The sequence below is a fragment of the Bacillus sp. FJAT-45350 genome, from assembly GCF_002335805.1.
In the GTDB taxonomy this organism is placed as follows: Bacteria; Bacillota; Bacilli; order Bacillales; family NISU01; genus FJAT-45350.
In genome coordinates, this window is record NZ_NISU01000001.1 from 1148132 (window position 1) to 1170940 (window position 22809).

Below are 22809 nucleotides of genomic sequence, written 5' to 3' on the forward strand. Positions count from 1 at the left end.
CAAGGTCAACCTAAAATAAGAAAAATTTTAGGAGGGACACTACTATATGCCAGAAAAACCTGCACTTACGTCATCTGAACTAGGTACATTGTGGCTTACATATCAAGAGAAAACAATGATTTTACGGATGTTAGAGTATTTTATTGAGAAAGCTGATGATGAAAAAGCTAAAAATATTATGAATGATTTATATGGAGAAATTGACTTATATGTTGGCAAAATAACAGAAATATTTCAAAATGAAGGTGCAGTAATACCAGTTGGGTTTACAGCTGAAGATGTAAATAAAGGTGTACCAAAGTTATACGATAACGGTTTTGACATTATGTTCATCAGGTTAGTAAAAGAAATTAGCATGGCATTGCACTCATTGAATATAACGATGTCATATCGAGAAGATATTGTAATAATTTTTAAAGACCTTACTGCCATTACTCAAAAGTATTATAATCTTTGCACACAATATCTACTCGAAAAAGGGATGCTTGCTCGACCTCCTTATGTTTCAACGCCAAAATCAGTTGAGTTTGTGAAAGATACAACTTATTTAGGCGGACTCACTATAAATCCATTTAGTGAAAAACGACCATTAAATACGGTAGAAGTTGCTCATCTCCATCATGCAATTGAATCAAATCTCACTGGGATGCAAATGATTATAGGTTTTGCTCAATGTGCAAATGAGACAGAAGTAATAAATTTCTTTAATGAAGGCTCTGAACTTGCTAAAAGTATTATAAAAGAGTTGAGCGAAACCTTATTACAAAGTGATATACAAATCCCTGTGCAATCTGGTGGAAATCCTACTCGCTCAACGGTGGCTCCGTTTTCTGATAAACTTATGATGTATTGTACAAGTCTTTTTTGTAGTTTTTCAATGGGAAGCAACTCATTAGGAACTGCTTTTAGTTTACGAAATGATTTACCAGCAAAAATGATGATTTTTACGAAAGATATCTTTGAATATGCCCATAAGGGTGGGAAGATAATGATTAAAAATGGATGGATGGAAGAACCACCTCAGATGGAAGAACGAGAGCAAATAATTAAAAAGTAAAAGTATAGACACTTGTGATGTGCAATTTCCACAAGTGTTTTTTAATCTAATTAATAATTTCTTTATTTTAAAGCATTCTAATCAAATGAAGGGTGGAATGCTTCATGAAAGGAAAAAAATTTTTGGTCAGTATTTTTTGAGCTTAGTTATTATTGTAATAGTAGGGTCTTTACCCATAGTTCTTAGGAAACCACCAATAAAAGACTGGGTTTTAGTTTACTTATTTAATGCCGTGACGAACGGTATCATTGACAATATTATTACATCGTTCAATATAGTAAAGTATCCTGTTCGTTTATTCCCTAAATTATTTAAGGCAAGTATTACTTTTGATTTTTTTACATATCCACAATTCTCTATAATCAACTGACGTACAAAGATAAACCATTTGCTATCATTTATAAACTTTTTCTGTTTGCAGTTCCTATGTTACTAATTGAGTTATGGGCAGACAAAAAAACGTCTTTAATTAGATGGAATAAGGGTTGGTACTGGTACCATACTTTTTTTCAGTTTTATTATGAAGTCCCTTGTAACGAGAATATTAATAGGTGTAGTAAGGAAATTAGAGAAGCGTGAGCGGAAATACAGCTAGTAAATAAGAAACAACAATTAAACCATTTTAGGTTTTATTGTTGTTGTTTTTACTGATATATGCAAAGTTAGCAGTACACTAATAAAGTAATTAGGTTTACTTCAGTAAAATAAGGTATATTATATTTGTTGAATAGATTCTCTTTAAAGACAAGAAAAGTAGGTGAACAAAGTGGGGAAATATCAATTGGATGCCAAAGGTAAGGTAGCTGTGACAAAGTTTCATGAAAAACAGACGCCGGCGAAATTTGATAAAAAGCAGCAACTTGAAAAAATACGTGCGGAGTATTTGAAAAAGAAGCAATAACAAACAGATAAATAATATGAATGAAAAACATAGGAAGACTCTTCTCCCTATGTTTTTCTTATTCGAAATTCTTTTTTCAATTGATGATAGAGTTTATTATCCCATAAATTTCAGATTCGGTGACAAAAACTCGTCATCAGATAACCATTCCTTACTAAAAATTTAAGTAGCAGAATCATTAGATATGCGATTTTATACTAAATTTTTTTATCCTTATCATTAAAGTGTAATTATCATAAATTAAACACTCATCATAAGTTCCAATTTTTAGGGAACTATTAATAAGAGGTGGTGATTTTGTGGATAAGGAAAGTATAAACCTCACATCAGCCGAAATAGGAACATTGTGGGGTGAGTATGTTAATGGCACAGCCGTTCATATCGTAAATAAATACATGGTATCCATTATAGAGGATAAAAAAATAAAGTCGCTTTTTGAACAGGCGATAAAAATTTTCGATAAACAAAAGAAACAGATAACTACTTTTCTTGAAAAGGAAGAATTTCCAGTTCCAATTGGATTTACTGATTCAGACCTTAATAACGGGACAAAACGGTTATTTTCGGACATATATTGTTTACACTATTTGCACATCATGACCCTACATGGTTTATTAGGTCATATGACTTCGCTTAGTGCTTCTGTAAGAAAGGATTTGCGACATTTTTATGATTCTTGTGATGATGAAGGAAAGAAAATGTACCATCAAACGATTGAATTACTGTTAGAAAAAGGGCACTTCCAAAGAGACCCTTATTTTTATCCAGAAGCAAACCCTGAATTTATCCAAGGTCAACAGTTTTTAGATGGCATTTTTGGAGACCAACGCCCTTTAGCTGCAACTGAAATTATTGCTCTTTCATTTAATATGAAAAAGAAGGTAATGGAAAAAACTCTTTCCATTGGTTTTAGTCAAGTGGCACAATCAAAAGAGGTTAGAAAATTTTTAATGTCAGCACAACAAGCATCGGACCAGCAGATTCAATCATTAGGTAAAATATTGCATCAAGATAATTTACCAATACCAATGTCTTGGGAATCAGAGGTGACAACTTCTCAAGATTCTCCTTTTTCAGACAAGCTAATGTTGTATCACATTGGATTCTTATTACAAATTTCACAAGCTTATCATGGTACAGGATTAGCTTCAGCCATGCGAACAGACCTTGTAATGACTTATGAGAAAATCATATTGAAAAACCTTATGGTTACAAAAGAGTGGTTCAATTTGATGACTAAAAACAAATGGTTAGAGCAACCACCACTTGCTCCAAATAGAAAAAAAATTGCAAAAGACAAATAACTAACTAAGGCACTTCTTATTTATGGGAAGTGTTTTTAAATTGAATAATAATCCACCTCCTGTATTTTGCCACATTAGATACGAAGTAACTTTGGATAAATATTATTAAGTGAACATTATCCGTCTACTTGGTAATAAAAGAGTTAATCTTGACCGATTACTGAAGACTATTTTATTCAAAATCAATCAATTTTCTATCATTGAAATTGGATATATATGTTAGAGTGGAATTAAACGAGGCACTGTTCCTTCAATATAATTAACTCATTCCTCTTCATTTTAGCCTCAAAAAAATATAGGTGGGATGTCCATGAAGAACTACGGTTGGAAAGGAACGTTCGAAAAATTCATCCAGACAAGTCCAGATAACATTGTCAATAACCTTTGCTTACATATATACAATCAAACGCTTAGATAAAAAATAAAGCGCCTGATGTACCACTCATCCAAATGAAGGAATTCTTAAATGGTGTGTTTCAACCGCTGCCTTCTATTATCGAATCAGCCCGTGCGATTATGAGAGAAGAGGAACTCCCGCAAATTAAGACGCTTCAGAGTAGTAATTTTGATACGGTGGTACGTGAAGTGAAATCGATTGTAGAGTCCGCTAAAAGGGATCAAACACATTATTTCGTGTTATTCTCCGGTGTACCAGGGGCTGGGAAAACGTTTGTCGGATTGACACTCGCTCATGATATCGATAAAGCAGTCTATCTTTCTGGCAACGGTCCACTTGTTGATGTCCTTCAAGATAGTTTGCAGAATAAGACGTTCGTACAAGCTCTTTATGGATATAAAAATGATTATCTACGCTACGGAAAAGAATTCACCGATTATCGTTTAACGAATCGTAAATGATATTGATGATATTGTAAAAATTGTTCGTTTCCCAGATTGGCAAACTACAACAACTGGAAAGCAAGAAGTAAAAAATCATTGCGGAGCATTATATGGGTTTTTCAACTGTTTTGGATTTTCTCTTAATATCTGAGTAGGTAGTGCTGCTGAATCATTGGCTGAGTATAATCTGGAAGGTGATTGTTGCAAAAGTTCATATCGTGTAACATACATAAAGCAATCTCTTGGTTAATATTCGATAAAAAGTCATAATAAATTTCGTCAATCTTTGTCTTAATCATATGTTTCAATGGGCTCATCCCCATTCGTTAAGGAATAGTACATCTTGCTTAAACCTATTACGTAAATTGTAAAATATTGCATTTTTCAAATGGGTGTGTAGGTCAATTTAACTGAAACATTTTATATTAACACTCTGGATAAATTGTGGAAAATGATATGCATGCATGTTTAATTGCCAAATACCATTTGGCAAAGGATTCTTCGTAGAAAGCTGCGATGACACTTTATGGGAAAATGATAGTTAGTATATATTAATTTTGATAAAGCTATTACACTATAAAAGTAATATACATTTGTGATATTAGAGGAGGAGACTGTTTATGACCACATTAAAGAAATATGAAAGTGGTACAGTTATTTCTAAGGAAAGAGGAAAATTTGACGAATGGTGTATTTATATTAATGGTAGGGCCCCCTTTGATAAAGAGTATTTTCAAAAGTTATTTGACCTCGCGCAGAAACATAGGGTTGATAAAGTATATCAGGATTTTATGACGCTTTACAATTCAACAACAGATGAAATAGATAACACTATATTTGAACAGCTTATTCCTGATATATCGACTACCTATGGCACAGATGCAGGAGATGTAGAGGAGTTATTTGGTACATTTTATGCTGTGATGTTAGCTGAAGAGAATAGATTTTTTGGAAGAACTAGAACTAAATTAGGGAGAAGAGTAAAAGGGTTGGCTGCTTACCAAATCCTATTTGAAGGATTCTCAATTGAGAATGCTTGTAATTTCAGTAAGGGGAAGGACTGGGAAGATTTAGCTATACTATGCGATGAAAGAGACTTACAACGTTAATTCCGTTACAAAAACACCAGACTCGATATCCTAGTCTGGTGTTTTTTGCTTTAAACATACCGGCACATGGTGTACTACACTCGATTCTATGACTGAAGGACAACGTCAACACTTGATTGCCTGGTCAACGTCGATGAGAAAAGCGGGGAAGAGGACAGGAAAGCACGCTCCTAAGCACCTCCGCGATGCCCAGTATCATATGAATTTTTGTCGTGATGCGATTCCAGCATGGATACTCCCGTTATATCGTGTCTTTGATACGTTTGAAATGAAACCCAACCTATTTGATGTGGTGATTATCGATGAAGCAAGTCAATCTGGTCCGGAGGCAGTCATTTTAAAGTATCTAGCAAAAAAATTAATTGTTGTAGGTGACGACAAGCAGATTAGTCCTGAGTATGTAGGCTTAAATAGGGAAGGTGTAGACTTTTTACGTAAACAGTATTTATTTGATTTCAACATTTCAGACATGTTAGATGGTGATACATCATTCTTTGATTTAGCAAATGTGTTGATTGGCGGAAGAATTACATTAAGAGAGCATTTTCGCTGTATGCCAGAAATCATCGAGTTTTCAAATAAAATTAGTTACTCGAATACATCATTAATTCCGTTACGACAATATCCACCTAACAGACTTGAACCAATAAAGACACAACATATACTAAATGGTTATCGTGAAGGCTCAGGTCAGAAAGTATTAAATCGTCCAGAAGCAGAAGCGATTGTTGCACAAATCAAGAATTGTATAAACGATCCTATCTATGATGGAAAATCTATTGGGGTGATTAGCCTTCAAGGAGACGGTCAGGCGCAAGAAGTTCGACGCCAATTAATAAATGTAATTGGAACTGAAGAGATGGACCGAAGAAATTTAATTTGTGGTGATGCTTACGCTTTTCAAGGTGACGAAAGAGACGTGATCTTCTTGAGCTTAGTTGCAGCACCTGGTGAAACGGCAATGAGAGCACTTACGTCTGATAAAGATAGACGCCGGTTCAATGTTGCAGCTAGTCGAGCGAAAGACCAATTATGGTTATTCCATACGCCTACTGTTAATGATTTTAGAAATAAATCATGTTTACGCTTCGAATTAATCTCTTACTGTCAAAACCCAACAAAAGAAATCATGGATACTAATCGCGAAAAATACGAGAGTAAATTTGAAGAAGATGTCTATGATCAAATTGTTTCTAAGGGTTATAAAGTCGTTCCTCAACACGAAGTCGCTGGCTTTCGAATTGATTTTATTGTTGAAGGAAGTTCAGGAAGATTAGCAGTTGAATGTGACGGAGACCACTGGCATGGACCAGAGCGATATGAATACGAAGTGAATCGTCAAAGAATGTTAGAGAGAAGCGGTTGGAAGTTCTGGAGAGTTCGAGGTAGTGAATATTATAGTAATCCGGAAAAGGCGCTACTTTCACTTTGGAAGACGATAGACCTTTATGGAATTTCACCTATAGAAAACGACAATGACCAACAAGATGAAGAAGTAATTGAAGATATAACGTCTGATTCAACGAGTCATGCTACATTATTTGATGATAAGGAAGAAGAAATAGTTGAATCTACAGATGAGAACATCAATAAGAGAGAAGAAACTAAAACCGAGAAAACATCCAATCAAAGTAAAATGAAACAAATGTATAATCAAATGGAGTTATTTGATACTGGTGAACCTGAGCAACTCTCGTTATTTGAAGAACGTAGTGAAACTGCTATAAATCCAACGAAGGCTGGAAAGAAGTAGAAAATAGAAACAGTGATAAGACCCCAACGCTAGAATCTTATCTAAAGAGTCAAGGATTTGAAGTCATCGATAAGCGCTCTAAAGGTGGTGATTTATGGGTACTAGAAAAAGAAGGCCTAAAACCAATCGTACAGAACCTTAATCAACAAGGAATCACATTTACATACTCAGTTAATGGTGGTCGAGCGACAAAGAATAAGGCTGCTTGGTTTACAGCTTCTAAACGATAGCGTTTATACGTTTATGAACTATTACTCACACGGACTGTGTTATGCTAAAATATATGTAGAATAGGTAACAAAAAAGGAGGGGTAGGGTCATGGCTGTACGGAAAGAGGATTTATACCGTCTTATTGATAAATTGCCATCAAAAGACTTGCCTATGGTTCATCATTTACTAAGACGCTTAGCTGATGAAGATATGCAAATTAGTGATGATGATTCTGATATCTCTGACAAGGAGTTGGCTGAGTTAGAACAAATCAATCGTCAAGTTGATGATGGAGAAGTTATAGACTGGGAGGAGATCAAGCGTGACTTCCAACTATAACGTTCAATTTTCTAAAGAAGCACTTAAATATTTCTCCAAATTAGACCGTAAAAAACAAGAAAAGCTAGTAACTGTTATTGATGCTTTAAAGGAAAATCCTTTTCTAGTACCAAATGTAAAACCCTTCAAGGTCTAGCCTATGATATGTATAGAGTACGTGTGGGTGATTTACGATTAATTTATCGAGTGGAAAATGAAAGATTACTGATTATCGTCTTGAAAATAGGTCCCCGTGGTGACATTTATAAATAATATTAAAAAATTTAAATGGCATTATAGCTATAGACAAATGTGTTATTGTCATATTCTGAAGCAAAAGTCGGAAAAGCTCTCATCATTTTGGTGGGTGCTTTTCGGTTTGTCGATAGAATAACTAGTGAAGAATGGAATAATATTTACTCCCTTTCATATATTCAACTAAGAATGATAGGAGGGGGATATTGAAATGCAAAATGAAATATGTGTAAGTTGCGAAGATAAGCCAGTAGCAGGAGGAACTTCATTCTGTTCAGAACAATGTGAAGGAAACTATCATTCAAGTCGTGACTAAGGAGCATCCATTCGGGGTGCTTTTTTATTGTGCACTTTGACTTTTTGATTAATAGGATAAGATTCAGTCTAACCAGTTAAGCGCTTTTTATTAAGAATTAGCTTCAAAGCGATTTGAAACTAGTTCAGAGGCAATGAGCAGTGAAGCCATTGCTAGTAAATGAAAATACTAAAGAAAGGAGGCGTTTCGGTTGAGTAAAGTATTACAACTCGTCTTCAACACAATGGGAGGAAGTAAACGAACATTTAACATCGTCAACCCAGCAGAACCTGTTGATCCTGTAACAGTTAAAGCTGCGATGGATAAATTGTGGCTGAAGATATCTTCAATGAAGGTATCGTTAGTATCGATCGAGCTCGTTTAACAGAACGTAACGTTGATGTGATCGAGCTACCAATGGCTTAATAAAGACATAATGCAAGCGAGAGAGAAGGCATAATGTCTTCTCTTTTTTACTACCAGAAAATAGCTTAATCAACGAAGTGCAATGGCTTCGCGCACTACACGTCTAACAACAGAAAATCACTGTTGTTAGACTCAAAACAAGGTAGTGGCTACGCTCATTGCTTCAAGTAAAACCAAAATCATATTTTACTTTAAAAGGAGGGATACGCATGGACTGGATTACGATGGTGGCAGAAGTAAGCTTTCCAATTCTAGTAACGTTCTACTTGCTTAATAGAATTGAAAGCAAGCTAGAGCACCTTTCTCGTACAATTTCAGAACTTGCAAAGCAAGTGAATACGAGTAATGATCACAACCCAAAGCTCATTCATGGAAATAGAAGCTCAATTTGAGCTTCTATTTTTTATACATATAAATAAATTCACATTTTCCTCCCAAAACTGAACCTGTTAACAAAACATCTCAACCTCTTTTTTACATCTTAAATTATTCTGCATCCATAAATGGATATGCTATTTCAGTAGTTGGAGCAAAGTTTTCTTTGATTATACGAGGACTAGTCCAACGAATCATGTTAAATACAGAACCTGCTTTATCGTTTGTACCAGAACCACGAGAACCGCCAAATGGTTGTTGATTAATCACTGCGCCAGTAGGTTTATCATTGATATAGAAGTTTCCAGCTGCACCAGATAATCGGCGTTCTAAGTGCATAATTGCTTGACGATCTTGTGCGAAGATTGCGCCTGTTAATGCATACATAGACGCTGTATCTACTGCAGTCAATGTTTCTTCTAATTTATCATTTTCATAGACATAAATCGTTAATACTGGTCCGAAAATTTCTTCTGTCATTGTTTTGAAGTTTGGATTTGTTGTCACAATGATTGTCGGTTGAACAAAATATCCAACAGAATCATCATAAGAACCACCAGCAATAATTTCTGTTTCTTCAGAAGCTGCAGCATAGTCGATGTAGCTTGTGATTGAATCAAAAGCTGCTTTATCAATGACCGCACCCATGAAGTTTGTAAAATCTTGGATGTCGCCTACTTTTAGCTTAGCAGTTTCTTCCACTACACCAGCTTTTACTTCTTCCCACATGCTTGAAGGGATATAAGCGCGAGAGGCTGCTGAACATTTTTGACCTTGGTATTCAAACGCACCACGAACAAGACCGGCTACTACCTTGTCTGCTTGTGCAGTTTCGTGAGCAAATACAAAGTCTTTTCCACCAGTTTCCCCAACCAAACGAGGATATGATTTATAGTTTGTAATGTTTTCTCCTACTGCTTTCCAAATTGTTTGGAACGTACTTGTTGATCCAGTAAAGTGGAATCCAGACATTCTAGGGTCTGTTAATACTACTTCGGATACTTGTGAACCACGAGAAGGTACGAAATTGATTACGCCTTTTGGTAATCCTGCTTCTTCTAAAATACGCATAAAGTAGTAGTTTGATAATAAAGCAGTTGTTGCTGGTTTCCAAACGACTACGTTCCCCATTATTGCAGGAGCTGATGGTAAATTTCCACCAATTGCTGTGAAGTTAAATGGAGAAATTGCTAATACAAAACCATCTAGTGGTCGGTATTCTAAACGATTCCAAATATTCTTCATACTATCCGGTTGAATCTGATAGATTTGATTAGCATAATCAACGCCAAAACGTAAGAAATCTGCTAATTCTTGTGCAGCGTCAATTTCAGTTTGATAAGCTGTTTTGGATTGTCCTAACATCGTGGCAGCATTGATTACGTCACGGTATGGACCAGAGATTAAATCAGCAGCTTTTAAGAAAATGGATGCCCGGTGTTCCCATGGCATATTTGCCCATGACTCTTTTACAGCCATTGCTGCTTCTACAGCATCACGCAACTCTTTTTCTCCAGCTTGAGAAAAATTTGCCAAAACATGTTGATGATCATGAGGCATAACCACTTGTTTCACTATATCTGTCTTAATATTTTCTCCATTAATAATTACAGGGATATCGACTACGTTATCAGATTGGCGCTTTAATTCTGCCTTTAATGTTTCTCTCTCTTTGGTACCTGGAGCATATGTATTGCCAGGCTCGTTTTTCGGTGTTGGGATTTTGAAAATTCCGTTACTCATACTATCACATTCCTTCCGTGTAGTTTATCTGTATACACTTATATACAATGCAATATTTGTGCCAAAAAGGAAAAAGGGACTAAAGTGTTTTAAAACACCTTTTCATCAAAATTACTGAATTGTGTTTTTGTACAATTGATTTACAAAAGTGTTCACCTATTTACACTTTTGTATAAATGATGGTCAAAAAGCCGTTTTTCTTAGAAGTTAGAGAAAGCATTTGCAATTACTACTATGTTTAAATGATTTCAGACCTCCTTAAAGAACTGTGAACACAACAGGAACAGAAAAAGGTGAGAACTGGTCGTTCTCACCTAATCTATCTTTAAATCATACTTCTTAAGTTTGTTATATAAAGTGGCTCTTGAAATACCTAATAACTTCGCTGCGGCTGCTTTATTTCCAAATGTTTTTTGTAATGCATACTGAATCTCATCTTTACTCTGACTACTATGTTTCTTTATTTCTTCGAATTGCATGTTAAGAGTAGGAGGATTATTTTCCTTAACAAAATTCTTAGGAAGATGATGAGGCTTAATCACTTCGTTATCACTTGCTAAAATGATCATGCGTTCGATAATATTACGAAGCTGCCGGATATTTCCTTGCCAAGGGTGTTGAAGGAAAGTATACATAACTTCTGGGTCGATTTCAGGAATCGGCATCGTGTATCTAAGAGAGAATTCCTTTAAAAATAATTGAATTAATTCAGGGATGTCTTCGATACGATCTCGTAACGGGGGAATAGATATTGAAATGACATTTAAACGGTAATATAAATCCTCCCGGAAACTTCCTTCATCGATCATCTTTTCTAGATCTCGATTGGTAGCTGCTAATATCCGTACGTCGGTAGGGATTGCTTCATTTCCACTAACGCGATAATAATGCTTTTCTTGTAATACACGTAATAACTTAACTTGTAATTCAAGAGGCATTTCCCCAATCTCATCAAGGAAGATTGTACCTCCTTTTGCAGCATCAAATTTCCCTTTTTTTCCACCTTTAACCGCTCCGGTAAAGGCTCCTTGTTCATACCCGAAAAGCTCGCTTTCAAAAAGTGCAGCAGGGATGGCACCACAGTTAATTGCAACAAAGGGATGGTTAGAGCGTTTTCCTGCATTATGAATTCCCTCAGCAAACAATTCCTTTCCAACCCCGCTTTCCCCAGTAATTAATACCGGAGCATCTGTTTTGGCTACTTTATTTGCTAGATTAATAGCCTCTTTTAAAACAGGACTTCTGCCTTTAATTTTATTAAAAGGAGAAAGATTTTGTTGGCTTTGATTTGTGCTTTCTAAATCGTGTAAATAGGCGGTCGTTGAAGACAACTCATCATTCAATTTAACTATCTCCGTAATATCTCTTTCAATAGATATTCCTCCAACAACTTCTTTACCAACATAGACAGGAGCTGTATTAATTAACACATGAACATTAGGGTGAGGCTGGTTGTATTTGTTTGTAACTTCTTGTCGTTCTTTCATCGTAGACATTAAAACAATGGCCTCTTTTTCAAAAAACTTTGTAATAGACTGGCCATAAACCTTGTTTAGTGAAAGCCCATACATTTCTTCAGCGTTATGATTTAAATATGTGATATTTCCTTTATAATCAACAGTTGTAACAGCAGCTTCAACTGAGTTAAGAAAAGCATTATAATAAGCTTTTGTTAGTTTCCACTGTTTGAAAACCTCTCTCATAAATGTTGAATAAGGAATCCATCCGCAAACTTCATCATTTGCCCCTTTTAAAACAATATTTCTACCTTCTTCGATATTGTTAATGTCTGATAAAAGATTAGTAGGACTGTATATCTCCATTTTTTTAATATCTAGTTCGTTTTTCCATGGCAGTGCTATTGATTCAAGAGTTATATCGTGTTGCAAATTGAATACCTCCCAACAAAATTTAAATTCTGTAAAAAAGTTTACATATATGTCTATATTGAATCAATTATAGACGGAATTGACTAAAAATTGTATATATTTTTCTTTTTCTTTATTAGACGGCTATTTAGTAGTTTGAAAGTTAAAATAGTCAGGATTGTTTAGCATGACTGTTATTCTTTTGAAAACGTTTACAAATGTGTCTAAAATGGACATTTATTGAACAAATATGTGTGGATAAATAGGCAGTTTTATTTAATAAATCACTGCGCAACCTTAAAAAACAAATTGGCATGGGTTTTGCATATAGAAGGGTAGTAAGAAAAACTATGCTGAATACGGGAGTGGTCAAAATGATTTTACATCAACCAATGAAAATCTTTTTTATATTCCTTTCACAGAATAAAGCAATGAATGTCGCTGCAAAAAAATGGGGATTGAAAATAGGGGCATCTCAAGTAGTAGCAGGAAAAAATATCGAGAGCGCAATTGCTAGAGTAAACGAATTAAATAAACTAGGATTAACGTGTACACTTGACCATTTAGGGGAGTTTGTAGACAGTAAGGAAGAAGCACTAGAAGCGACGGAATATTGTATTAAGACATTAAATTCGATTGCATCATCAGGTGTTGACTGCAATCTATCGCTCAAAATGACACAGCTTGGTTTAGATATTAGTGAAGAATTTTGTTTGGAAAATATGCGACGAATTGTTGGCACTGCCAAACAGTATAACAACTTTGTAAGAATTGATATGGAGGATTATTCACACTGCCAGCAGACATTGGATATTTTAAAAGAATTAAGAAAAGATTATGACAATGTTGGAACGGTTATACAAGCTTATTTAAAGAGAGCGGAAGAAGATATTAATAACCTAAACGGTATTTCGTTAAGACTAGTAAAAGGTGCGTATAAAGAATCACCCGAAGTAGCTTTTCAAGACAAAGCCAAAATTGATGAAAATTATTTAAACATCATCAAAAACCATTTAATAAGTGGGAGTTATACGGCGATTGCAACACATGATCATCAGATTATTGAAAAAGTAATAACGTTTGTAAAAGAGAACCAAATCGAAAACAGTCAATTTGAATTTCAGATGCTTTACGGCTTTAGGACTGATTTACAACAAGAATTAGCAAAAAAAGGGTACACTATGCGTGTTTATGTACCATTTGGACAAGATTGGTTTGGATATTTTATGAGACGCATGGCTGAACGTCCGCAAAATGTGGCGTTTGCATTAAGAGGTTTACTTTCAAAATAGACAATCAAAAATGCTTTGTAATCACTCGAGGTGATAAAATGAGACTATCTATAAAAGAAGAAGCCAAGTTAGAGAAAGTAAATCTACAGCATTCAAAGGTTTGTTTCAAATTCGGTGGAATGGGCCACTAAGCTATGAATTGCTTGAGGAATGTTTAAATTAATATTCGGGATAAAGTAGAATGTTCAACTTTTTGGCGAAAATAAAGGTTTGTAATTCGATATAAATTTTCTTAAGCTAAAAGAGGCAATCCATTGTAGGATTGCCTCTTTTAGCTAAATTGCTTAGGAAACTATATAATATGTCAACCTGTGTATTTTGTTCTAACATGTAAAGGAGGACATTGCGCTCCTTTACTACTTACCCTATTTTCTATCAACTTTAATAAGTACTGTCCCCCATCTTAGTGTACCAGGATACTCTGATTGGACATTCTCAACGGCATAGTCAACAATTTTGACGTTGTAGTTGTCTAATACACGTTTCACGATTGACATTTGTGTGTCATAGATGACCAAGTTGAAATTGATGTTATCCATTTTAATCCACCCGTTTTCGTAACGTGCGTTGACTGGTGAAATCTGGTTTAACTCTGAATTGTTTAAAGCATTTACAATTGTTTTAAGCTCTTCCTCTGAAACAGTATTATCAGTTATATCAGTGTCAACTTCTGGAGGTGTGACTTTGGCCAAATGGGGGTTATGTTTACCATTCTCCCACCCATTACGATTCCCATTGTTTTTAGCAGTGGCCTCGGAATTGTGAGGATTGTGTTTGCCAATCTCCCATCCGAAGTGATTTCCGTTGCTTGAATTATTCGCGAACACAGGTGAGCCTATTACCATAGTCAGTACACCAGTAAGAATAATAGCTGTTATTTTTTTCAATATATGTCGACCTCCTAAGAAGAATATGTGTTACCTTCATGAAGGCTATCCTATCATGAATTAAGAATTAATTGGTTGGCTGTTTTATTGAAAATTTGTAAGGTTATAGAAGAAGTTAGACCCGAATTAAATAAAATATTACAAACTGACGTCACATCAAAAGCTGATTAATTAGGTATTCTATTTTTAAAAGGCACAATAAAGTAAGGCAATTCACAAATTGCTTATTCCTAGTTTCTTAATATTAAAAGGTAAATCAAAGAGCGTGCAAAAAAACGTCGTGCAACTTACTTCTCAAAATAGTAATAAATCTAAGTTTTAAGGCTTTCGAACAATTTGGTTTGGAAGTCCTTTTTTTTGTTGAGTGGAATCGTTTTGAGAAGATTTTGATTACGAAAACTAATTGTGACCACATACCATAGCTCAATCTACCATTTTAAAAGTTAAATTTACCCCATTAAAGCGCTTCCAATTCTCCTTTACGTTTACCAGTTTGAAGGTTATTTTACAATAGTAAAACTTTCGTTTACCTGAAGCCGCATAGTACTTTCCAAAAAAGACCATAAAGTATCAAAATATTTTAAATTAATAGAATAATTAAGCTTAGAGACTAATAAATTTAAATATCAATAATGAAAAAGTATTTCAATTATTGAAAAGTAGTGTAATTAAATCTTTTTTGAAAGCACTTACAAATTTAAATTAGGGGGATTTATATGTCTGAGAAAAAGGCAACAAATGCAATGAGAATTGCACTTGCTTTAAAGAGAAACGGGGTAGAATATATTTTCGGCCAAAGTAACCCGCCGAGTGTTACATTAGCTTGCAATGATATTGGCATTAAGCAAATTGGTTATCGCCAGGAGAATGCGGGATCATTTATGGCGCAGGGTTACGCAATGACTACAAATAAAGTTCCAGTTGTTACCGCGCAAAATGGCCCTGCTGCTACATTAATAGTTGCTGGTTTAGCCGAGAGTTTAAAGTCATCTTATCCAGTAGTAGCGATTGTTGAAGAAATTGAAAGAGGCCATGAGGAGAAAAACGCTTTCCAAGAATTAGACCACGTGGAGTTGTTTAAAGGTGTATCTAAATGGGTGAAAAGGATCCCTATTCAAGAAAAAATTGAAGATTTTGTTGATAGAGCTTTTACAATTGCAGCCAGTGGGAGACCTGGCCCAGTAGTGTTATTGTGTCCAAAAGATATTATTAATGACACGTCACAATATTTAATTAATACAAAAAGAATTGCTAATTCAGGACATTTTCCGCTTGATAGAACAGTAGCCGACCAACAAAAAGTTGAAAGCGCTGCGGAAATTATTTCTAAGGCTGAAAATCCAATTATATATGCAGGCGGAGGGGTTGTCTCTTCAGGTGCATTAGAAGAGCTACGAGAATTACAAGAAGAATGTGCAATTCCGGTTGCTACCACAACAATGGGAAAAGGTTCAATAGACGAAAATCATCCTTTGAGTATCGGTCCAATAGGGTATTATATGGGAAAAAGAGGAATTAGTGCGCAGTTAAAATCAATGGTTCAAAACGCTGATGTAGTACTTTTGGTTGGGAATCGAACGAATCAAAATGGAACAGATTCATGGACTTTACTTCCAGAAAACTCCAAATATATACATGTCGATATTGATCCGACAGAAATAGGACGTAACTATGAGGCGTTAAGGTTAGTTGGTGATGCGAAGCTAACGTTGAAATCATTAAAAGAATGTCTTATGGAAAAAGGTATTGAAAAAAGATTGCAAAATAGAAGCCTTATTGAAGAGGAAATACAAGTAAGTAGAAACAAACATATTGAAATCATGTCTAATATAGTCTCGTGTGATAGTGGTTCGATAAAAATTGAAAAGTTTCTCAATGAAGTAAATAAAAGATTAAGTGATGACCATATTGTTGTAGCGGATGCTAGTATTTCTTCAGTTTGGAATGCTAATTATATTCAAGCTACTAATCAAAGAAAATTTATTTTTCCGAGAGGGTTGGCTGGATTAGGATGGGGATTGCCAATGGCTATGGGTGCTAAAGTTGGTAACCCTAATAGAAAGGTTTTTTGTTTAGCGGGAGACGGTGGTTTTGGCCACGTGTGGAGTGAATTAGAGACTTGTAAGAGATTGGGAATAAATATTGTGCTTGCTGTAATTAATAATGGAATTTTAGGATATCAGAAGTTAGGAGAAACAGTTTTATATGGTCGGTATACAGATGTGTGTGAATTTTCGTTTGTTGACCATACAAAGGTTGCAGAGGCTGTTGGTGTTAAGAGTATTAAGGTGGATGATGTAAAAGATATTAATAGGGTGCTAGATGAGGCTTTTGATCATAATGGTAGTGTATTGATTGATGTACTTTCTGACCCCGATAATATTCCACCAATCAGTATTATGGATAGTTTAGTAGAAAAAACTGATTATTAACAATAAAGGAGTTGATGCGTTTTATGAAGAAACTTGCAGGGAAAGTTGCACTAGTCACGGGTGCAGCTAGAGGAATCGGAAGGGAATATGCTCTAAGATTAGCATCTTTAGGAGCAGATGTAGGCATCATAGATATTGACTTACATTCTTATAAGCATTTTAAAAAAGAAAAGATAGATGAAGAATGTGACACTGTTGTAGAGGAAATTAGAAACCTAGGAGTAAATTCTATTGGTGTCGAAGCGGATATCTCCAATGAAGAGAAAGTTACAAATGCTATTAAAAAAATAACTGAGAATTTAGGTGAAATTGATATTTTAATAGCAAATGCAGGAGGTGGTACGGGCGCAGTAAGTGAAAACGCTGCATCTACCGTTGATTCAGAACAATTAAAAGTCGTAATGGAAAGAAACTTATATGGAACGATATATAGTGTTAAAGCAGTTGCTGAGAATATGAAGAGGAATAGGTACGGGAAAATAATCACAGTCACTTCTGTAGCAGGTATTAAGTCAAACGAAGGTGGGACTTATTCACACTATGGTGCTTCTAAAGCTGGAATTATTTCTTATACAAAATATTTAGCACAGGATTTAGGTCCTTATAATATTACAGTCAATGCAATAGCGCCCGGTTATATTGGTACAGGAAGACTTATGGAACAATTTGAAAAAGGAGGAGTTGAGAATTTTACGAAAGAAACTGCTTTGAAGCGTCTAGGAACACCTGAAGATTGTGCTAATGTTATTGAATTTTTAGCTACTAATTTATCTGATTATGTAACTGGAACAGTCATTGATGTAACTGGTGGATTAGTTAAGTAGTTACAAGTATGTAAAGAAGGTGGAAAAGATGAAAGCATTAGTTAAAACTGAAGTAAGAAACGAATTTAGAATTGAAAATAGAGACATCCCTAAACTTAGTAGAGATGAGCTGTTAATCAAAGTAGAGTATTGTGGAATATGTGGAAGTGACCTACATGCTGCTAGTCATGCTAAAGGGTATGAATTTGTACCGAAACCTATAATTTTGGGACATGAATTTTCCGGCTTAGTAGTTGAAGTAGGATCAGAAGAAAATAAACAATTACTGAAAAAACGGGTAATTATTGTGCCAGGGAATTTTTGTGGGGAATGTGAGCAATGTAAAAGCGGTAAGGAAAATATTTGTTTAAATATTGTTGGTATTGGGCTACATCATGACGGGGGAATGGCTGAATATGTCAAAGTGGCATCAAATCAAATTATCATGATACCTGATGAATTACCCTTCGAAATTGCGTCATTAGCAGAACCACTTTCTGTTGCAATACATGCAGTAGAGCAAATTGGCGGAGATCTAAAGGGTAAGAAAGTACTCGTCCAAGGGTGTGGCATTATTGGGATGTTTACAGCCATAATCGCAAAAAATATAGGTGCTGATGTAACTATTTCAGGCTTGCAAAAAGATTGGGAACATCGACTGAGCCTTGCCGAGTTGTTTGATATAAAGTCAGAAATTTTCGAAAATAATGAAAATAACCATGAGAAATTTGATTATATTTATGAGTGTTCAGGGTCTTCCATTGCTACTGAAAATGCAGCAGAACGATTAAATAAAGGTGGAATACTAATTTTGGTTGCACTTTATGAACAAAAAGTAGAATTACCAATGAATTTGATAGTAAGAAGCGAAATAAATGTACTTTCAAGTTATGCATCTACAATTAAAGATTTCTATAGTGCAATTGATGTTTTGCAAAACAATCAAAGTAATATAGGAAAACTTATTCGAATCTATTCTTTAGATGATGGTAAACAAGCGTTTGATGACGCACTAAACCAAAAAGTATTAAAACCTGTATTAAAAATTTAGTTTGGAATGGAGGAAAAAGCATGAAAAAGTTCTATAAATTAACTTTATCGGCATTATTACTATCAATCTTCCTAGTTGCTTGTGGTAATGGTGGAGATTCTAATAACAGTGAGGGAGATTCAGGGGCAAATACGAATAGTGAAGAAACAATTGTATTAAAGGCCGCTACTAATTTACCAACTAGACATTTCAGCATGCAAAATGTCATTCTTCCTTTTTTAGAAAGAATTGAAGAAGAATCTAATGGAAGAGTAGAATTTCAACTTTACGATTCTGAATCTTTAGTTCGAGCAGGTGAAGAGTTAGAAGCACTAAGATCTGGAACTATTGATATCGCAGTTCCAATGTATGATGTGTATGATACAGCTAGATTCCCTTTTTCAGAAATTCCTTTATTACCACTAACAAAATCATCACCGGAAATATACTCTGAGGCTGTATCTATTTTCATTCAAAATGATGAACCTTATAGTGATGGGAAAACGCATATGGAACGGGTATATGGAGACCAAGGCTTAGTTGCATGGCCATATGCTCCAGGCAGATCTTATACTATAGGAACTGTTGGAGAGCCAATAAGAAGTTTAAGTGAACTGCAATCATTACAGGTTAGGGTTCCTAGTAGTGTACACGAAACCTTTGCTAGAAAATTAGGAGCTTCTCCTGCGAGAATTTCAATTAATGAAACCTACGATGCATTTAATAGAGGTACACTAGATGCTGGATTTACCCCAATTACTGACTGGACTAGTTACGGTTTTGAAGAGGTCTTCACTTATGTAATTGAAGGGATTGAAGCAGGTTCTTGGCCTTCTAGTTTTGCGATGACAAAAGATAGATTCGAATCTTTACCTGAAGATATTCAGGAAATCATTTCTCTTGCAGCTATTGAAGTACCAAACTTGAGACATAATCCAGAGTTCAAACAAGTTCAAGATGATCTTGAAGCATCAATCTTAGATGATTTCTTTGCTAATGGTGGTGTACTTGAAGAGTTAAGTGATTTACCACAAGAAATTCAAAATAAGGTAGATGAAGCGGTTGGTGAAACGTGGCTTGAATGGATTGAATCGTTAGAACGTGACGGTGAACCTGCAACAGAAGCCGCTATTAGGTGGAGAGATGCAGTTTTACAAGCTGGTGGGGATGTACCGGATGTTGTTAAAGAATTAACAGTAGATTAATTTAAATAAAGGGGGGATTCCCCCTTTATTTATACAACAAGGAGGGGAGTATACATGGATAGTACTATTGCATTAATAATAGTAATAGCTATATTTACTTTAACACTTTTAGCCGGGCTGCATATTAGTTCAGTATTAATTCTAACTGGGGCTATTGGAATATATTTAATAGTTGGTATTGCCCCTGTAATTAACCTAATACAAATAGATACGTTCTCTACAGTCGCTAGTTATACTCTAACTACTATACCTTTATTTGTATTGATGTCTCAATTTATTGTGCATGCAGATATCGTGAAATATTTGTATTCATTAATATTTATCATATCAAGAGGAAAGTCCTCAATATTAGGCGTATTTACAGTAATTTTAGGTGGATTTTTAGGGGCAGTATCTGGTTCAGCATCAGCCATGTCTGCAGCATTAGGGCAATTTGCTGTTCCTGAATTAAAGAAGCATGGGTATAATCAAACATTTGCTGCATCAATTGCAGCAGCTGCTGGGTCGCTAGCAACCATTATTCCGCCGTCAATTGGTCTGATTATCTATGGTGCTATTACCCAAACTTCAATTAGTAGTTTATTTATAGGAATACTTATTCCAGGCATTATAACTTTAGCTGTAATTTCTATTATTGTAGTCATAATCTTTAAGAAAGAATCTAAGAATATTGGAGAAATTCAAAGTAATCATAATACTACAAGGTACTCTACAAAAAATTATGTAGTATCAGCTATTACAGGTATTTTAATAATACTCTCTATATTCGGGGGGATATATTTAGGAATTTTCACACCAACAGAAGCAGGTGGTGTAGGAGCGTTCATTACACTAATCGCTGCTTTTATTCTAAAAAAAGTAAATATGAAGTTCTTAATAAACTCATTTAGAGAAACATTGAAAATTACAACTATGGTTATGATGATTATGGTAGGGGCAACCATTTTTACTAGATTTGTTACCTTGTCTCAGATACCACAGAAATTGATTGAATCATTAGGACCATTAACTGAATCACCGATATTGATAATATTAATCCTTTTAGCAGTCTTTTTTGTAGCGTTCATGTTCTTAGAAGGAGCAGCAGCAATTGTAATGTTAGTACCAATTACATTACCGTTAGTTGAAACTGTTGGTTTTTCTGCATTAGAATTTGGGATTTTAATTTCAGTGGTCGGTACAGCTGGTCTAATGACACCTCCTGTTGGTATAAGTACGTACGCAGTTTCTGGGGTAACAGGCATACCTTCTAACAAAATATTTAATTATACCTTATTGTATGCAATTGTGATAAGTGTAGTAGTTTCCGCTATCCTACTATTATTCCCTCAATTGATTACTTGGTTACCAAGCTCTATGAATTAAAGTAGAAGAGAAGAGGTGATTAATAATGAGTCGAGTCATGAAAAGAATTGACCAGTTATCATTGGTGATTGGTAGTATAGGATTAGCGGGGTTAATGATATTAATAACAGCTGGCGTTTTTACTAGATATGTTCTGAATTTTTCTATACCAACAGCATATGAGATTGTTGAGAACTATCTAATGCCTATTACTGTATTTGCCACGCTTGGTTATTCGTATAAAAGTGGAATACTTCCACGTGTTGATGCCTTTGTAGAAAAAATAAAATCTCTTAAAATAAAGCGTTTTATAAATAGTTCAATAATTATGGTTGAATTAATAACATTTTTATTTATCAGTTACTATATGTATCAGTTTACGATTTACTCTTTCGATAATGGTATGGGCTTTAGAACGAATGGTATAAACTTTCCACTTTATCATATTAACTTCTTGATCTTTATATCTTTTGCTTATATGAGTTTATTGATATTGTTGAAATTTATTAAATCTGTGAAAAATAAAGATGATAATCCAATTCAAAACAAGGAAGTTGATTAATATTATGAAAGAATGTTATTGCAATGAATAAAAATAATAGTGCAGTGTCAGAAAAAACGTTAAAGTTACTGATGTTATTTTCCGTTTATAAAGAACTCTCTGTTTCGGAAATGGCCAATTTAATAGAGATTAATATTTCTTCAGCATACAGAATTGTTAATACTTTGAGAGAGTTAGGGTTTATTGAACAAAGGGATAACAAGTGTTACGTTCTGTGCTCGGGAAATATACTAAGACTTTATCGAATGATAAATAAGGAAATAAGGGATATTGCTAGACCTGTAATAAATGAACTAGTAACAAAATATAACGAGTCCGTATATTTAAGTGAAGTTTATGAAGATGAAAAAGTTATTATTATTGAAAAGAAAGATAGTACTTCACATTTAAAATGGAGTGAAAACATAGGAACTGTTTATCATATGCCTACAGGTACTGCAGGAAAAACACATCTAGCTTATTTTCTAGAAAGTATGGAGGTAAATAAACAAGAAGCTTATTTAAAGAAATTAAAGTTGAAACGTTATACAGAAAATTCAATTACAAATATAAAAGAATTAAAAAAATCTATTAAAGAAATTTTAGAACAAGGCTATTGTATAACTGAAAGTGAACATGTAAATGGAGTAGTGGGGGTATCCGTTCCTGTGTTTGACTTTAATAATGAATGTAAAGCGGTATTAACAATGGTCATGGCTTCTTCAAGGTATGATAAGAATAATAAGGAAAATTATATTAATGGATTGTTAGATGCAGCAAGAAAAATAGGTAGTAATCTCACATATTAATAACGAGGAGT

22 protein-coding genes and 1 pseudogene are annotated in these 22809 nt (G+C 34.6%); 20 read left to right on the forward strand and 3 right to left on the reverse strand.

Annotation, left to right across the window (positions count from 1 at the left end):
* Nucleotides 1–46 precede the first annotated feature (46 nt).
* From CD003_RS05750 to CD003_RS05800, 12 genes and pseudogenes are all read left to right on the forward strand, one after another.
* Nucleotides 47–1057: a DUF3231 family protein gene (locus CD003_RS05750; protein WP_096200067.1), complete on the forward strand. Its 1011-nt coding sequence runs from the start codon at nt 47–49 to the stop codon at nt 1055–1057.
* 97 nt (nt 1058–1154) lie between these two features.
* Nucleotides 1155–1636, forward strand: a pseudogene (locus tag CD003_RS22435) (CBO0543 family protein).
* A 187-nt stretch (nt 1637–1823) separates the two neighbouring features.
* Nucleotides 1824–1958 (forward strand): hypothetical protein, encoded by a 135-nt coding sequence (locus CD003_RS22200; RefSeq protein ID WP_096200069.1) that lies wholly within the window; start codon nt 1824–1826, stop codon nt 1956–1958.
* Between the two features lie 299 nt (nt 1959–2257).
* Entirely contained in the window at nt 2258–3262 is a 1005-nt protein-coding gene (locus CD003_RS05765) for a DUF3231 family protein (protein WP_096200070.1), read from the forward strand.
* A 450-nt stretch (nt 3263–3712) separates the two neighbouring features.
* Entirely contained in the window at nt 3713–4120 is a 408-nt protein-coding gene (locus tag CD003_RS05770) for a DNA/RNA helicase domain-containing protein (protein ID WP_142302849.1), read from the forward strand.
* A gap of 602 nt (nt 4121–4722) precedes the next feature.
* A complete protein-coding gene (locus CD003_RS05775; RefSeq protein ID WP_096200074.1) occupies nt 4723–5211 on the forward strand; it encodes a DUF7004 family protein in 489 nt (162 codons plus the stop codon).
* A 112-nt stretch (nt 5212–5323) separates the two neighbouring features.
* Complete coding sequence (locus tag CD003_RS05780) at nt 5324–6964, forward strand: AAA domain-containing protein (protein ID WP_179295450.1); 1641 nt, start codon at nt 5324–5326, stop codon at nt 6962–6964.
* A 319-nt stretch (nt 6965–7283) separates the two neighbouring features.
* The gene (locus tag CD003_RS05785) at nt 7284–7514 is read left to right on the forward strand and encodes a hypothetical protein (protein ID WP_096200077.1); all 231 of its coding nucleotides are present in this window, start codon (nt 7284–7286) and stop codon (nt 7512–7514) included.
* Nucleotides 7498–7650 (forward strand): type II toxin-antitoxin system RelE family toxin, encoded by a 153-nt coding sequence (locus CD003_RS21760; RefSeq protein WP_179295451.1) that lies wholly within the window; start codon nt 7498–7500, stop codon nt 7648–7650. The genes CD003_RS05785 and CD003_RS21760 overlap by 17 nt, the downstream gene beginning before the upstream one ends.
* Before the next feature lie 8 nt (nt 7651–7658).
* The gene (locus CD003_RS22550; protein ID WP_096200079.1) at nt 7659–7766 is read left to right on the forward strand and encodes a type II toxin-antitoxin system RelE family toxin; all 108 of its coding nucleotides are present in this window, start codon (nt 7659–7661) and stop codon (nt 7764–7766) included.
* A 488-nt stretch (nt 7767–8254) separates the two neighbouring features.
* Complete coding sequence (locus tag CD003_RS05795) at nt 8255–8428, forward strand: DUF2922 domain-containing protein (protein WP_096200080.1); 174 nt, start codon at nt 8255–8257, stop codon at nt 8426–8428.
* A 250-nt stretch (nt 8429–8678) separates the two neighbouring features.
* On the forward strand, nt 8679–8861 hold the full coding sequence (locus CD003_RS05800; protein WP_096200082.1) for a YvrJ family protein: 183 nt from the start codon (nt 8679–8681) through the stop codon (nt 8859–8861).
* A gap of 94 nt (nt 8862–8955) precedes the next feature.
* Here CD003_RS05800 and pruA read toward each other — a convergent pair whose 3' ends face one another.
* Both pruA and CD003_RS05810 read right to left on the reverse strand, forming a co-directional pair.
* Nucleotides 8956–10587, reverse strand: coding sequence for an L-glutamate gamma-semialdehyde dehydrogenase (gene pruA, locus CD003_RS05805; RefSeq protein ID WP_096200084.1), 1632 nt, complete (start codon nt 10585–10587; stop codon nt 8956–8958).
* 314 nt (nt 10588–10901) lie between these two features.
* The gene (locus CD003_RS05810) at nt 10902–12476 is read right to left on the reverse strand and encodes a sigma-54 interaction domain-containing protein (protein ID WP_257008205.1); all 1575 of its coding nucleotides are present in this window, start codon (nt 12474–12476) and stop codon (nt 10902–10904) included.
* A 353-nt stretch (nt 12477–12829) separates the two neighbouring features.
* Between CD003_RS05810 and CD003_RS05815 the strand changes: the two genes are divergently transcribed.
* Nucleotides 12830–13747 carry a proline dehydrogenase gene (locus tag CD003_RS05815; protein WP_257008206.1) on the forward strand — a complete coding sequence of 306 codons (918 nt, stop codon included), beginning with the start codon at nt 12830–12832 and terminating at the stop codon, nt 13745–13747.
* Between the two features lie 365 nt (nt 13748–14112).
* Here the strand turns inward: CD003_RS05815 and CD003_RS05820 are convergent, their stop codons facing one another.
* Entirely contained in the window at nt 14113–14634 is a 522-nt protein-coding gene (locus tag CD003_RS05820; protein ID WP_096200086.1) for a hypothetical protein, read from the reverse strand.
* A 716-nt stretch (nt 14635–15350) separates the two neighbouring features.
* Between CD003_RS05820 and CD003_RS05825 the strand changes: the two genes are divergently transcribed.
* The 7 genes from CD003_RS05825 to CD003_RS05855 are packed head-to-tail and all read left to right on the forward strand — an operon-like array spanning nt 15351 to nt 22798.
* On the forward strand, nt 15351–17066 hold the full coding sequence (locus CD003_RS05825) for an acetolactate synthase catalytic subunit (RefSeq protein ID WP_096200088.1): 1716 nt from the start codon (nt 15351–15353) through the stop codon (nt 17064–17066).
* Nucleotides 17067–17089: 23 nt separating this feature from the next.
* Nucleotides 17090–17890 carry an SDR family NAD(P)-dependent oxidoreductase gene (locus CD003_RS05830; protein ID WP_096200090.1) on the forward strand — a complete coding sequence of 267 codons (801 nt, stop codon included), beginning with the start codon at nt 17090–17092 and terminating at the stop codon, nt 17888–17890.
* A 28-nt stretch (nt 17891–17918) separates the two neighbouring features.
* Nucleotides 17919–18920, forward strand: coding sequence for a zinc-dependent alcohol dehydrogenase (locus tag CD003_RS05835; protein ID WP_096200092.1), 1002 nt, complete (start codon nt 17919–17921; stop codon nt 18918–18920).
* A gap of 20 nt (nt 18921–18940) precedes the next feature.
* On the forward strand, nt 18941–20104 hold the full coding sequence (locus CD003_RS05840) for a TRAP transporter substrate-binding protein (protein WP_096200094.1): 1164 nt from the start codon (nt 18941–18943) through the stop codon (nt 20102–20104).
* Nucleotides 20105–20158: 54 nt separating this feature from the next.
* Nucleotides 20159–21469: a TRAP transporter large permease gene (locus CD003_RS05845; RefSeq protein ID WP_096200096.1), complete on the forward strand. Its 1311-nt coding sequence runs from the start codon at nt 20159–20161 to the stop codon at nt 21467–21469.
* A 25-nt stretch (nt 21470–21494) separates the two neighbouring features.
* Complete coding sequence (locus CD003_RS05850) at nt 21495–22010, forward strand: TRAP transporter small permease (protein WP_096200098.1); 516 nt, start codon at nt 21495–21497, stop codon at nt 22008–22010.
* A 23-nt stretch (nt 22011–22033) separates the two neighbouring features.
* Nucleotides 22034–22798 (forward strand): IclR family transcriptional regulator, encoded by a 765-nt coding sequence (locus CD003_RS05855; RefSeq protein WP_096200100.1) that lies wholly within the window; start codon nt 22034–22036, stop codon nt 22796–22798.
* Nucleotides 22799–22809: the final 11 nt, after the last annotated feature.